The organism is Pseudomonas sp. CIP-10 (assembly GCF_020911845.1).
Classification (GTDB): Bacteria; Pseudomonadota; Gammaproteobacteria; order Pseudomonadales; family Pseudomonadaceae; genus Aquipseudomonas; species Aquipseudomonas alloputida.
Genome location: NZ_CP087160.1, coordinates 1,203,490 through 1,217,171, shown reverse-complemented (window position 1 = coordinate 1,217,171; position 13,682 = coordinate 1,203,490). Strand labels below are relative to the sequence as shown.

The 13,682-nt window shown below is 62.9% G+C and carries 12 protein-coding genes; 5 read left to right on the top strand and 7 right to left on the bottom strand.

The features are described from left to right. Window positions 1–35: 35 nt before the first annotated feature. The 3 genes from guaB to LMH93_RS05490 all read right to left on the bottom strand — a co-directional run bounded on the left by guaB (window position 36) and on the right by LMH93_RS05490 (window position 2,952). Window positions 36–1,505, bottom strand: coding sequence for an IMP dehydrogenase (gene guaB, locus LMH93_RS05500; RefSeq protein ID WP_003255025.1), 1,470 nt, complete (start codon window positions 1,503–1,505; stop codon window positions 36–38). Between the two features lie 86 nt (window positions 1,506–1,591). Beyond that, window positions 1,592–2,149, bottom strand: coding sequence for a hypothetical protein (locus LMH93_RS05495; RefSeq protein WP_003255027.1), 558 nt, complete (start codon window positions 2,147–2,149; stop codon window positions 1,592–1,594). Between the two features lie 47 nt (window positions 2,150–2,196). Then, window positions 2,197–2,952 carry a sulfite exporter TauE/SafE family protein gene (locus tag LMH93_RS05490; protein WP_003255029.1) on the bottom strand — a complete coding sequence of 252 codons (756 nt, stop codon included), beginning with the start codon at window positions 2,950–2,952 and terminating at the stop codon, window positions 2,197–2,199. 97 nt (window positions 2,953–3,049) lie between these two features. On the opposite strand from LMH93_RS05490, the gene LMH93_RS05485 reads away from it, so the two are divergent. From LMH93_RS05485 to leuA, 4 genes are all read left to right on the top strand, one after another. Further along, on the top strand, window positions 3,050–3,928 hold the full coding sequence (locus tag LMH93_RS05485; protein WP_230064899.1) for a LysR family transcriptional regulator: 879 nt from the start codon (window positions 3,050–3,052) through the stop codon (window positions 3,926–3,928). A 205-nt stretch (window positions 3,929–4,133) separates the two neighbouring features. Beyond that, a complete protein-coding gene (gene xseA / locus LMH93_RS05480) occupies window positions 4,134–5,513 on the top strand; it encodes an exodeoxyribonuclease VII large subunit (protein WP_004575640.1) in 1,380 nt (459 codons plus the stop codon). Window positions 5,514–5,516: 3 nt separating this feature from the next. Continuing rightward, window positions 5,517–6,344: a M23 family metallopeptidase gene (locus tag LMH93_RS05475; RefSeq protein ID WP_230064898.1), complete on the top strand. Its 828-nt coding sequence runs from the start codon at window positions 5,517–5,519 to the stop codon at window positions 6,342–6,344. A gap of 422 nt (window positions 6,345–6,766) precedes the next feature. Continuing rightward, window positions 6,767–8,440 carry a 2-isopropylmalate synthase gene (gene leuA / locus LMH93_RS05470; RefSeq protein ID WP_003255035.1) on the top strand — a complete coding sequence of 558 codons (1,674 nt, stop codon included), beginning with the start codon at window positions 6,767–6,769 and terminating at the stop codon, window positions 8,438–8,440. 400 nt (window positions 8,441–8,840) lie between these two features. Here leuA and LMH93_RS05465 read toward each other — a convergent pair whose 3' ends face one another. Genes LMH93_RS05465 through zwf form a run of 3 tightly spaced genes read right to left on the bottom strand, consistent with a single transcriptional unit; the run spans window position 8,841 to window position 11,708 of the window. Beyond that, complete coding sequence (locus tag LMH93_RS05465) at window positions 8,841–9,521, bottom strand: bifunctional 4-hydroxy-2-oxoglutarate aldolase/2-dehydro-3-deoxy-phosphogluconate aldolase (RefSeq protein WP_003255037.1); 681 nt, start codon at window positions 9,519–9,521, stop codon at window positions 8,841–8,843. Between the two features lie 17 nt (window positions 9,522–9,538). Then, window positions 9,539–10,252 (bottom strand): 6-phosphogluconolactonase, encoded by a 714-nt coding sequence (gene pgl, locus LMH93_RS05460; protein WP_019750580.1) that lies wholly within the window; start codon window positions 10,250–10,252, stop codon window positions 9,539–9,541. Continuing rightward, window positions 10,239–11,708 (bottom strand): glucose-6-phosphate dehydrogenase, encoded by a 1,470-nt coding sequence (gene zwf / locus LMH93_RS05455; RefSeq protein ID WP_010952201.1) that lies wholly within the window; start codon window positions 11,706–11,708, stop codon window positions 10,239–10,241. The genes pgl and zwf overlap by 14 nt, the downstream gene beginning before the upstream one ends. A gap of 211 nt (window positions 11,709–11,919) precedes the next feature. Between zwf and hexR the strand changes: the two genes are divergently transcribed. Continuing rightward, complete coding sequence (hexR, locus tag LMH93_RS05450) at window positions 11,920–12,783, top strand: DNA-binding transcriptional regulator HexR (protein ID WP_169774905.1); 864 nt, start codon at window positions 11,920–11,922, stop codon at window positions 12,781–12,783. On the opposite strand, the gene LMH93_RS05445 is transcribed toward hexR, so the two are convergent. Beyond that, window positions 12,776–13,630, bottom strand: coding sequence for a D-hexose-6-phosphate mutarotase (locus tag LMH93_RS05445; protein WP_003255044.1), 855 nt, complete (start codon window positions 13,628–13,630; stop codon window positions 12,776–12,778). The two genes, hexR and LMH93_RS05445, sit on opposite strands and share 8 nt — an antisense overlap. Window positions 13,631–13,682 lie beyond the last annotated feature (52 nt).

Genomic DNA, 13,682 nt, shown 5'->3' with positions numbered 1-13,682 from the left:
CATGACAGCCCCGCTTTATGTTGTAGCTGGAAGCCTCAGCCTACGCGGTAGTTAGGGGCTTCTTTGGTGATTTGCACGTCGTGCACGTGGGATTCGGCCATGCCGGCACCGGTGATGCGCACGAACTCCGGCTTGGTGCGCATTTCTTCGATGGTTGCGCTGCCGGTATAGCCCATGGACGAACGCAGGCCGCCCATCAGCTGGTGGATGATCGCGGCCAGGGCGCCTTTGTAAGGAACGCGGCCTTCGATGCCTTCCGGTACCAGCTTCTCGGCGCCGGCCGAGGAGTCCTGGAAGTAACGGTCGGACGAGCCTTGCGCCTGTGCCATGGCACCCAGCGAGCCCATGCCGCGGTAGGCCTTGTAGGAACGGCCCTGGAACAGCTCGACCTCACCCGGGGCCTCTTCGGTACCGGCGAACATCGAACCCATCATCACGCAGGACGCACCGGCAACGATGGCCTTGGACAGGTCACCGGAGAAGCGGATACCGCCGTCAGCGATCAGTGGCACGCCAGTGCCTTCCAGTGCTGCGGCAACGTTGGCGATGGCGCTGATTTGCGGCACGCCGACACCGGCAACGATACGGGTGGTGCAGATAGAGCCAGGGCCGATACCGACCTTGACCGCATCGGCACCCGCTTCGGCCAGGGCCTTGGCGGCAGCGCCGGTGGCGATGTTGCCGCCGATCACCTGCACTTGCGGGTAGGTTTCTTTCACCCAGCGTACGCGGTCGATCACACCCTTGGAGTGGCCGTGGGCAGTGTCGACGACGACGACATCAACGCCAGCTGCCACCAGCGCAGCAACGCGCTCGCCGGTGTCCTTGCCGGTGCCGACGGCGGCGCCGACGCGCAGGCGACCTTGGTCGTCCTTGCTGGCCAGTGGGTAAGCCTTGGCTTTTTCGATGTCCTTGACGGTCATCATGCCCTTGAGGTTGAACTTGTCGTCAACGATCAGGACTTTTTCCAGGCGATGCTTGTGCAGCAGCTCGCGAACTTCGTTTTTATCGGCGCCTTCGCGGACGGTGACCAGGCGCTCTTTCGGCGTCATCACGTCGCGAACCTTGGCGTCCAGGCGATTTTCGAAGCGCACGTCACGGGAGGTGACGATGCCAACCAGGTCGCCGTTCGCCAGTACCGGCACGCCGGAGATGTTGTTCAGGCGGGTCAGCTCGAACAGGTCGCGCACAGTGGCATCGGCGTCGATGGTGATCGGGTCCTTGACCACCCCAGCCTCGAACTTCTTGACCTTGCGCACTTCGCCGGCCTGTTGTTCGATGGTCATGTTCTTGTGGATGATGCCGATACCGCCTTCCTGAGCCATGGCAATGGCCAGACGCGCTTCGGTCACGGTATCCATGGCAGCGGAAACCAGCGGAATGTTCAGCTCGATGCCACGGGTCAAACGGGTCTTGAGACTGACTTCATTGGGCAGTACCTCGGAATAGCCAGGTACAAGGAGGATATCGTCGAAGGTCAGGGCTTCTTGGCTGATACGCAGCATCGCGGGGGCTCCCGGGCGGGAAAAATGGAAGCGCGCCATTATACTCATGCATGGCGCGCCGCTCAATGCAAAATAAGGGCCTTCGGTCAGGCTTGTGGCAGTTTTACCTGCACCACGGCCACCGGCTGGTCGAGCCAGTCGGCGAAGCTGTCGAGAAAGGCCTGGGTGAACCCGGCCTCGCCCCAGTTGTTGAAGATGAACCCCAGGTTGGAAAAGGCACATGGCTGCAGGTAAATGAAGCCATTGATGTCATCTTCGAAGCCGCACAGTGGGCAGGTAAAGTTGTCGCTCACTGCCGGCATCCACTCTTCCAGGCTTTCGAACAACGGCTCGCCTACCTCGCGCCGGCACTCCGGGCAACCGGCTTCTTCGAGGAAGCCTTCGGTGGGGGTATAAATGCAGCGCTTGAGCATCACTTCCAGGCCGTTGACCGGTTCGCCGAAGGGCAGTTTTTCCGGGTGCAGGGCCACTTTGCGCGCCCCTGCCGCCAGGGCATGGCCCATGCGGTTACCGGTGCGGCCACAGGTGGTCAGCTGCTCCTCGACGACCTTTTCGCGCACCAGCCAGCGCAGGATGGCGCGGGCACGGGCTTCATGCACCGGGACGGTAGACAGCTTTGGAACGATGATGCTCTGGGTGTTCATGAACGGGACAAGCCTGAGAAACGCCGGTAATGACGCAATTCTACCGCTCAGGCGCTCAGGTAGCGACCAATCAACGCCAGCCCACTGGCCAGCACCAGCCAGGTCACCAGCCGTACGAACGCTTCACGGGATAACCGGTGGGTCAACCGACGCCCTACCCACAGGCCAATGAACATGACAGGCAGCAGGCAGGCGGCGAGCAGCAGCAGGCTTTGGTCGGCATAGACACCGGCGATCAGGAACAGCGACAGACGCACTATCGTACTGCAGCTGATCAGCGCGCTCTGGGTGGCGCGTACCTGTTCCTTCACCTCCAGCCGTGCGCTCAGGTAAAGGGCATAAAGAAACCCGCCGCTGCCGAACAAAGCCCCGAACAACCCGCCTGCCGTGCCCATCGGCACCGCCCAGAAGCCGGACAGGCTGGCTGGCCTCACTTTCACTGCCAGCCCGTAAAGTGCATAGGCAGTCACGAATACCCCCATCAACAGCAGCAACAGGTCGGACTTCAGTTGCAGCAGGAACACCACGCCCAACGTACAACCCAAGGCCATGAAGGGCAGCAGCCGCAGCAATTCACTGCGTACCACATCCCGGCGCGACGGCAGCAGGTTGCCGAACGCGGCCACGAAATCCAGCAGCACCAGCAACGGGATGATGCGTGACAACGGCATGAAGTGAATCAGCACCGGCCCCGCCACGAGTGCAGTACCGAAGCCGGCGATGCCGAAGACGATGTAGGCCGCAGCGATGGCGAACAGGATCGGCAGCCAGTCAAGGCCGGAAAACGACAGTTGGGCAAGCATGGCAGCAGTTCCTGGGAAGACAGGCAAAGGTTAGCCAGCCATGAGCCATGCCGACTAATATGCCTTTATCCCAAAAGCCATCTCGAAAAGGCATGACATGACGTCAATCCGACAGTTGCGTTACTTCGTGGAGATCGCCGAGTGCGGCAGTTTCAGCAGTGCAGCCGAGCGCCTGTACGTCGCCCAGTCGGCCCTTAGCCGGCAGATCAAGGAGCTGGAGCAGCAACTGGGCACGCCGCTGTTCGAACGCACGGCGCGCCTGCCTCGCCTGACGCTGGCGGGTCACGCCTTTCTTGAACGGGCGCGACGCTTGCTGGCCGACCTGGCACAGGCCGAGCGGGTTACCCGTGACATTGGCCAAGGGTTGCAAGGCAGCTTGCGCCTGAACCATTCCAGCACCGTGCCGCTGACCGGCGGGCTTCTGGCTCGCCTGGGGAACTACCTGAAGCACAACCCAGGGGTTTCGCTGGAGATTGCGCAGCAGTCATCGGAGGCACAGCTGGAAGACATTGCTGCCGGACGGCTGGATATCGGCCTGTTGCGCTTGCCGGTGCTGCGCCAGCATGAAGGCGTGGTGCTGCACGAGTTGTTCGACGAACCCTTGTTGCTGGCGGTCGCCGCTGGACACCCCTTGGCGGGTACTCAGCACGTGCAACTGGAGCAATTGAAGGAAGAGCGCTTCATTTCCATCCCGCACCGGGATCGTGGTGGTTTGAGCTACTTGTCTGCCTCATTGTGCATGGAGGCAGGGTTCTTCCCGCAGGCGGCGCAGGTACTGTCGCGCAAGACTACGCAGTTGCAGCTGATACAGGCGGGGTTTGGGGTGGCGTTGTTGCCGCGGTGCATGTGCGAGATTGCCCCGGCTTCAGTCAGCTTCGTAGCGCTGGAGGGTGATTGCCAGAGCACAGTGGCACTGGCCTGTCGCCGTGATGCGGGGCAACTGGTGCGGCAGTTCGTGGCGACGATGCAGGGCTGAAGGCACCGGTTGCGGTCTTGTGGGAGCGGCCTTGCGTCGCGAAAGGGCTGCGATGCGGCCCCAGGTTTTCAGCTTCGCCGCATGAAGTGCCGGGGCCGCGTTGCGGCCCTTTCGCGACGCAAGGCCGCTCCCACAAGGATTGGGTCAAGGCTGACAGTAGGGGCAAGACAGACAACCGGGGCCGATGTCATTTATGATGCCAGCCATGATCAAAGACCCTTTCGAACGACTCGGGCTGGACCGCGAGGTCCTTACCGTCAGCCAACTCAACGGCCGCGCCCGCGTGCTGCTGGAAGACGTTTTCCGCAGCGTGTGGGTGGAAGGCGAAATCTCCAACCTCGCCCGCCCGGCGTCCGGCCACATGTACTTCACCCTCAAGGACAGCGGCGCCCAGGTGCGTTGTGCGTTGTTCCGGCAGAACGCCACGCGGGTACGCCAGGCGCTGCGCGATGGCCTGGCGGTGCGGGTGCGCGGCAAGGTTTCGCTGTTCGAGGGACGTGGCGACTACCAGCTGATTCTCGACACCGTCGAGCCCGCCGGTGATGGCGCGCTGCGCCTGGCTTTCGAGGCCCTGAAGGAAAAGCTCGGTGCCGAGGGACTGTTCAGCACCGAACGAAAGAAGCCACTGCCGGCTCACCCGCAGCGCATCGGCATCATCACCTCGCCCACTGGCGCGGTGATCCGCGACATCATCAGTGTGTTCGGCCGCCGTGCCCCGCAGGTGGAGCTGAACCTGATCCCTACGGCGGTACAGGGCCGCGAAGCCATCGCGCAGATCGTACGCGCCATCCGCCTGGCCGACAGCCTCGGCTTCGATGCGCTGATTCTGGCGCGTGGTGGTGGTTCGCTGGAAGACCTGTGGTGTTTCAACGAGGAAGCCGTGGCGCGTGCCGTGGCCGCCTGCGTCACGCCAATTGTCAGCGCCGTGGGCCATGAAACCGACGTGTCGATCAGCGACTTCGTGGCTGACGTGCGCGCGCCCACCCCGTCGGCTGCCGCCGAGCTGCTGGCCCCTGACAACAGCGGCCTTCGGCAACGCCTGGATGGCCTGCAACGGCGCCTGCTGCTGCGCATGCAGAACCGCCTGACCCACGACCGCCTGCGCCTGGAGTCACTCACCCGCCGCCTGCGTCATCCAGGCGAGCGTTTGCGCCAGCAGGCTCAACGCCTGGACGACCTGGACATGCGCCTGCGTCGCGCGTTCATGCTTAACCTCAACCAGCGCCGCGAACGCCTGGCACGCCTGGACGCCCGCCTGGCCGCGCAGCATCCGGGGCGTAACCTGAAACTGCTGAACCAGCGCCTGGACAGCCTGGCCGAGCGCCTGCCACGGGCCATGCGTGAGGTGCTCAAGGACCGTCGCCAGCGGTTCCAGGCCCAGTTGCAGACACTGCAGGTGGTCAGTCCGCTGGCCACCCTGGCCCGCGGATACAGCATTTTGCTGGATGAACAAGGCCAGGCCATTCGCAGCGCGGAACAGACCCGCAACGGCCAACGCCTGACCGCCCGCCTGAACGAAGGCGAGCTGCTGGTGCGGGTCGAAGACAACCACCTGACCCCGGTCACCCTCTCACTACTGGACTGACACATGCCCCGCGTGCTCGCGCATCTGCTTGCCCTTTCCCTGCTGCTGCTGGCCGGCGGCGCCCAGGCCAGCTACATCACCCGCACACTGAACAAACCGGTACCCGGCGGTGTGGCAGTCGTCGACCTGGGCCCCGCCGCCAACGCACCCAGCGCCCGTTTCGACGGCAAACCGGTGCTGGTGGTGAAGGAGCAGGACAACTGGCTGGCCATCGTCGGCATCCCGCTGACCCAGAAGCCCGGTACCGCAGTGCTGAACCAGGGCGGGCGCACCCTGCCTTTCAGCGTAGGCAGCAAGAAGTACCCTGAGCAGCGCATCACCCTGAAGAACACGCGCCAGGTCAACCCGAACCCGGCCGACCTCAAGCGCATCGACCGCGAACTGGCCGAGCAGATCAAGGCCTACCGCAGCTTCAGCCCTAACCTGCCGAGCAACCTGGTTCTCGACAAGCCGGTCAACGGCCCGCTGTCGAGCAAGTTCGGCGTGCGCCGCTTCTTCAACGGCCAAGAACGCAACCCGCATGCGGGGCTGGATTTTGCGGTGCCGGCAGGCACGCCGATCAAGACACCCGCCAATGGCAAAGTGATTCTGGTGGGGGACTATTTCTTCAACGGCCGCACGGTGTTCGTCGACCATGGGCAGGGCTTTATCAGCATGTTCTGCCACATGTCGAAAATCGATGTGCAGGTGGGCCAGCAACTGCGTCGTGGCGAGGTGGTCGGGCGCGTGGGCTCGACCGGGCGTGCTACCGGGCCGCACATGCACTGGAACGTCAGCCTGAACGATGCGCGGGTGGACCCGGCGATTTTCATTGGGGCGTTCCAGCCCTGAACGGTGCGCTGCCTGGGCCGGCCCATTCGCGGGTAAACCCGCTCCTACAAGGGGCGGCGTACCTGTAGGCGCGGGGTTACCCACGAATGGGCCAGCACCGCTGGCATTTCTTCCATTGTGTTGCGCCATCGAAAAATACCGCGCAAAAGCAACGAAGCACTCAGCCCAATCAAGCCATAAAATCTCGCCTAATGGCTTTTTTTAAGCATTTCTCTCAATTTTCCCCGAACGCTTGCCATCCCCCACCCCACTGGTTAAGTTTGAAGGCATGAAAACCTTCAGCACCCTCATCCTGCTCCGACAACATCGCAGCCTCTGCCTGGTCAGCGCCCGACTACCAGGCTGAATCGCGTCGCCTCGCCTCTTCATATCGTTATCGCTCGGCAGGCCCGATCTCGGCCGCACACAAAAGGATTGCTTCCATGACCATGCTCAAAGACCCTTCGAAGAAATACCGCGCTTTCCCGACCATCGACCTGCCTGACCGTACCTGGCCGTCGAAGACCATCACCCAGGCACCTATCTGGTGCAGTTCCGACCTGCGTGACGGCAACCAGTCGCTGATAGAGCCGATGGACTCGGAGAAGAAACTGCGCTTCTGGAAGACCTTGGTACAGGTTGGCGTGAAGGAGATCGAAGCCTCGTTCCCGTCTGCCTCGCAAACCGATTTCGACTTCGTGCGCACCCTGATCCAGGACGGCCACATCCCGGATGACACCACCATCCAGGTGCTCACCCAGGCACGTGAAGACCTGATTGCCCGCACCTTCGAATCGCTGCGCGGTGCGAAGAAGGCCATCGTCCACCTGTACAACGCCACCAGCCCGTCGTTCCGCCGCATCGTCTTCAATCAGGACAAGCAAGGCGTGAAGGACATCGCGGTGAACGCGGCCAAGCTGTTCGTCAAGTACGCCGCCCAGCAGCCGGAAACCCAGTGGACCTTCCAGTACTCGCCAGAAACCTTCAGCGCCACTGAAATGGAGTTCGCCAAGGAAGTCTGCGACGCGGTCATCGAGGTGTGGAACCCTACCCCTGAACACAAGATCATCCTCAACCTGCCGGCCACCGTGGAAGTGTCCACGCCAAATATCTACGCCGACCAGATCGAGTGGTTCTGCCGCAACGTCAGCCGCCGCGACAGCGTGATCATCAGCCTGCACTGCCACAACGACCGCGGCACCGGCATCGCTGCCACCGAACTGGGCCTCATGGCCGGTGCCGACCGTGCCGAAGGCTGCCTGTTCGGCAACGGCGAGCGTACCGGTAACGTCGACCTGGTGACCTTGGCACTGAACCTCTACACCCAGGGCATCGACCCGTTGCTGGACTTCTCCGACATCGACGGTGTGCGCAAGGTGGTCGAAGAGTGCAACCAGTTGCCGGTGCACCCACGTCACCCGTATGTGGGCGACCTGGTCCATACCGCGTTCTCCGGCTCGCACCAGGACGCCATCCGCAAGGGCTTCGCCAAGCAGCAGGATGGGGAACTGTGGGAGGTGCCTTACCTGCCGATCGACCCGGCCGACATCGGCCGCAGCTACGAAGCGGTAATCCGCGTCAACAGCCAGTCGGGCAAAGGCGGTATCACCTACCTGCTCGAGCAGGAATATGGCATCAGCCTGCCGCGTCGCATGCAGATCGAATTCAGCCAGGTGGTGCAGGGTGAGACTGACCGCCTGGGCCTGGAAATGACCGCCCAGCAGATCTACAGCCTGCTGCACAAGGAATACCTCCAGGCCAACGCGCCATACGCACTGGTCAGCCATCGCCTGCAGGAAGAAAACGGCCACAGCGCCGTGGAAGTGGAAGTTGCCGGTGAAGGCGAAACCACCCTGCACTGGCGCGGCAAGGGCAACGGCGCCCTGGAAGCACTGGTGGCCGGCCTGCCGATTGCCGTGGAGATCATGGACTACAACGAGCACGCCATTGGCGCTGGCACCAATGCCAAGGCCGCGGCCTACATTGAACTGCGTGTAGCCGGTGGCCGTCCGGTGCATGGCGTGGGTATCGATGAGAACATCACCACGGCCAGCTTCAAGGCCCTGTTCAGCGCGCTGAACCGCTCGCTGAGCCAGCAGGAAGCCAAGGCGGCCTGAAGCCTGGAATGAGGGATGAGAAAGCCCGCATCGTTTGATGCGGGCTTTTTTGTTGGCCTGCACTGGCCCTTTCGCGGGTAAACCCGCTCCTACAACGGCCTGTGTCCAATCACCAATGTGTGTCCACCACCGATCAGGTGTAGGAGCGGGTTTACCCGCGAATACGGAGGCCACGGCAACGGTGAACGGCCAGGGATATTGGCCAGCAGGCCCGGCCCATTCGCGGGTTAACCCGCTCCTACAACGGCCTGTGTCCACCCCCCGGTGTATGTCCACCGCAGATCGGTGCGTAGGAGCGGGTTTACCCGCGAAAGGGCCAGCACAACCACTGCATATACCCCAGGCAAAAAAAAGGGGCGCCGACCAAGCGCCCCACAAGCCGTAAAGCACACAACAGTTTTCAGTTGGCGTCCAGCAGTGCCATCGCCTCGGCACTGCACGCTTCGATCCGCGCCCAGTCACCGTTCTTGATCCAGCTGCTGTCGAGCATCCAGGTTCCCCCCACGCACATCACGTTTGGCAGTGCCATGTAGTTGCGCACGTTGGCCGGGTTTACACCACCGGTAGGACAAAAACGAATGTCGCCGAACGGGCCACCAAAGGCCTTGATCGCCGCTACGCCGCCGCTGATTTCCGCCGGGAACAACTTGAACCGGCGGTAGCCCAGGGCATAGCCCATCATGATTTCGGACGGCGTGCTGATGCCCGGCAACAGCGGGATTTCGCTGTCCACGCCAGCCTCGAGAATGTCCTGGGTAATGCCTGGGGTAACGACGAACTGCGCGCCCGCAGCTTCAACCGCCGCGAACATGCTGCGATCGAGCACGGTACCGGCGCCGACACACAGCTCCGGGCGCTGCTCACGCAGCACCTGAATGGCCTTGAGGCCATGCTGTGAGCGCAGGGTCACTTCCAGGGTACGGATGCCGCCAGCGGCCAGGGCGTCAGCCAGCGGCAGGATGTCTTCCTCACGAGCAATGGTGATTACCGGCAGGATGCGCGCCTTTTTGCAAATGGCGTCGATCCGCGCGGCTTTATCAGCCATCGAGAGCTTGGGCTGTGGGCGTTCAAGGGTGGTCATGACTGTGGATCCTTGGCTCATGGGCACCAGTAGATGTCCAGGGGGTCGTGAAGAAAAGCGCGAATCGGCATTTCAGTAAGGTCATTGCCCGCCAGCGCGGCGCGCAGGGTAGCGAGTTTGCTCTGGCCTTGCACAGACAGCGCGATGAAGGCCGCGCTGGCCAGCAGCGAACGGGTCATCGACAGGCGCTGGTGCGGCACGCTTGGCGCCAGCAATGGCAGGCAGCGGCGTGGGCCGGCCGGGTCCAGGCCTGCTTCCAGGTTAGGACTGGCGGGGAACAGCGAGGCGGTATGGCCATCATCGCCCATACCCAGCACCAGCACGTCGATCGGCGGTAGCTCGGCCAAGGCCTGGTCAGCTTTGAGCGCAGCTGCATCAAGGTTCTCCGCCTGCTGGTACAGGCCAACGAAGCGGGCCTTGGCCGCTGCGCCCTTCAACAGGTGGCGAGCCAGCAGGCCGGCATTGCTGTCAGCGTGCTCCACTGGCACCCAGCGCTCATCAGCCAGGCTGACGATGACCTTGGCCCAGTCCAGCTGCTCGCTGGCCAGCTTCTCCAGGAACGGCACCGGGCTGCGGCCGCCAGACAACACCACACAGGCCTGCCCCTTGGCGGCAATCGCGGCGCGCAGGCGCTCAGCCACATCATGGGCCAAGGACACGGACAGTGCCTTGGCATCCGCCAGTTCATGAGCCTTCACGGCCGCTGGCAGTTTCAATTCAGATATCCCCATACCACGCCCTCCCATCGCGTGTGATCAGTGCAATCGAGCTCATCGGCCCCCAGGAGCCCGCCGCGTATGGCTTGGGCGCATCGCCCGCATTACGCCAGCCGGCGATCAACTGGTCGCACCACTTCCAGGCGTACTCGATTTCGTCCTTGCGCACGAACAGGTTCTGGTTGCCGCGCATCACTTCGAGCAACAGCCGCTCGTAGGCATCCGGAATTCGTGCACTGCGCCAGGCATCGGAAAAATTCAGCTGCAATGGGCCACTGCGCAGTTGCATGCCCTTGTCCAGGCCCTGCTCCTTGGTCATCACCCGTAAAGAAATGCCTTCGTCCGGTTGCAGGCGGATGATCAGCTTGTTACCGATCTGCAAACGCTGTTCCGGGGCGAAGATGTAATGCGGCGTTTCCTTGAAGTGAATGACGATCTGCGACAGTTTTTGCGGCATGCGCTTGCCGGTTCGCAGGTAGAACGGCACGCCCGACCAGCGCCAGTTACGGATGTCGGCGCGCAGGGCGACGAAGGTTTCGGTGTCGCTCTGGGCGTTGGCGTTGTCTTCTTCCAGGTAACCAGGTACCGGCTTGCCTTCGCTGTAGCCGGCAATGTACTGGCCGCGCACCACACTGGTGCTCAAACCGTCACCAGTGATCGGTGCCAGGGCTTTAAGCACTTTCACCTTCTCGTCGCGGATGGCATCGGCGGACAGTTCGCTGGGCGGGTCCATGGCGATCAGGCACAGCAACTGCAGCAGGTGGTTCTGGATCATGTCGCGCAGTTGGCCGGCCTTGTCGAAATAACCCCAACGGCCCTCGATACCGACCTTTTCCGCGACGGTAATCTCCACATGGGAGATGGAGTTCTGGTTCCACTGGGTTTCGAACAGGCTATTGGCGAAGCGCAGGGCAATCAGGTTCTGCACCGTCTCTTTGCCCAGGTAGTGGTCAATGCGGTAAACCCGGCTTTCAGGGAAAAACCGCGCAACGGCATCGTTGACCCGGCGCGACGACTCCAGGTCGTGGCCAATCGGTTTCTCGAGCACTACCCGGGTGCGCGCAGCCAGCCCGACCTTGTCGAGGTTTTCGCAGATGGCCCCATACACCGCCGCCGCCGTGGCGAAGTAGGCGATCAGCGGCAGCTCGCCCGGCAGTTGCTCGGCCAGGGCCTGATAGCCCTCGGGCTGAAGGAAGTCCAGATGCTGGTAATTCAGGCGGGCGAGGAAGCGACCCAGCGCGGCAGGCTCGATATCTGCCTCGGGCACGTGCCGACGCAGGTGGGCTTCGATGCTGTCCAGGTGCTCCTGCGCACTGCCGACCTCACGGGCGAGGGCCAGCAGGCGAGTGTCCGGGTGCAACAGGTTGGCCCGGTCGAGCTGGTAGAGCGCAGGAAACAGCTTGCGCAATGCCAGGTCGCCGAGGGCGCCAAACAGGGCAAAGGTGCAAGGTTCGACACTGATTGCAGCCATGATGTTGGTTCTTTCCTAAAGTTGGTCTAGGAATACCGCTTTCACACACGGTTTTCAAGGGATAATGTAGTAAAAACCACAACATTACACGCAAGTGTTACAGACAAGTGGTGCGCCAACCGCACCGACAGTACGATAGACGACCGTGCAAAAAGCCTGCTGCTCCCACAGCCGGCTGTCTTCCCGACCCAAGGACACACCCATGGACCGCGTGCGAAACCTCCTGGAACAGATCCAGGGCCGCCTCGACGAGCTGAACAAGGCCGAACGCAAAGTCGCCGAAGTCATCCTGCTCAACCCGCAACAAGCCACCCGTTTCAGCATCGCTGCGCTGGCCCAGGCGGCCAAGGTCAGCGAACCGACCGTCAACCGCTTCTGCCGCTCGTTCGGCGTCAGCGGCTACCCCGAGCTGAAGCTGCAACTGGCGCAGAGCCTGGCCAGTGGGGCTGCGTATGTCAGCCGCGCAGTGGAGGCCGACGATGACCCGGCCGCCTATACCCAGAAGATCTTCGCCAGCGCCATCGCCTCGCTTGACAGCGCCTGCCAGCAACTGGACCCGCAACAGGTCAGCCGCGCCGTGGACATGATGATCCAGGCCCGGCAGATCCACTTCTTCGGCCTCGGTGCCTCGGCCCCGGTGGCCCTGGATGCGCAGCACAAGTTCTTCCGCTTCAACCTGGCCGTGTCGGCCCACGCCGATGTGCTGATGCAACGCATGCTGGCCTCGGTCGCCCACACCGGCGATCTGTTCGTGATCATTTCCTACACCGGGCGCACCCGCGAACTGGTCGAAGTGGCGCGCCTGGCACGTGAAAACGGCGCTTCGGTGCTTGGCCTGACCGCCGCGGGCTCGCCACTGGCCAATGCCTGCAGCCTGAGCCTGCACATCCCGCTGCCGGAAGATACCGACATCTACATGCCGATGACCTCGCGGATCATCCAGCTGACCGTGCTCGATGTACTGGCCACCGGCATGACCCTGCGCCGCGGCGTGGACTTCCAGCCCCACCTGCGCAAGATCAAGGAAAGCCTCAACGCCAGCCGCTACCCGATCGAGGACGACGAACTCAACTGAGCCGGTGCGCCTGCAAACGCAGGTGCGCACGCTGTCCAGGCGCCAGGCTCAGGCCTTCGCCACTGCCGCTGGTCGCCTCGACGCAGACAAAACGCTGCGACTCGCGGCCAGTCACCCCCATCAGCGGGCGATTGCCAGGGTGCCAGACCACGGTGTCGTCGCTGTCACCGGTATCGATGCACAGCTCGCGCTGCCAGGCCGGGTCCTGCAATTGCACCCGTGGCGTACCGGGGTAGACCTTCTGGCAGCCGCCCTTGAGCTTCAGCGCGCCATCTTCACGGCAAGCCTGGCGGTTGAGGCGGTCGTAGCCCTCAATATCTTCCAACCCAGACAGCGCTATCTCGGACACGTCACTGATGCGCCAGTACGCCAGCAGTGCATGGCTCAACTGGCAGGGTTCGCTGTCCTGATGCTCGGTGCTCAGGCTCAGTTCCATGCGGCTACCCAGCCGGGCGTGCAGGTCGACCTGCCAGTCGCACAGGTCCAGCCGCCATTTCAGGGTCACGCCCTCCTCGTCCTCACGGCTGTCCACCAGCTTCCAGTCCAGCAGCCGCGCCCAACCGTGGGCCGGCCACAGGTCTTCGCTGGGATGACGGCCATACCAGGGCCAGCACACCGGCACACCACCCCGGATCGCCCCAACCTGCGGCCACTGTTCGGCGCACCACAGCCACGGCCGTTCACCCGCTGGTTGAAAGTGCAACAACTGCGCGCCCTGGCGGCTGAACACCGCCTGGCAACGGGGGTGATCGATGATCAGGACATCGCGCTGCTGATAACGCTCCCACTCGAATGTCGGCCGGGGCCGCTGCGAGGAAAAGAAGCGATGGAGCGGATGTTCGGGCATGGTTCAGAGCTCTTGTTGTTTGAGATAGCGCTGTCTCGGCCTATCCCCAACA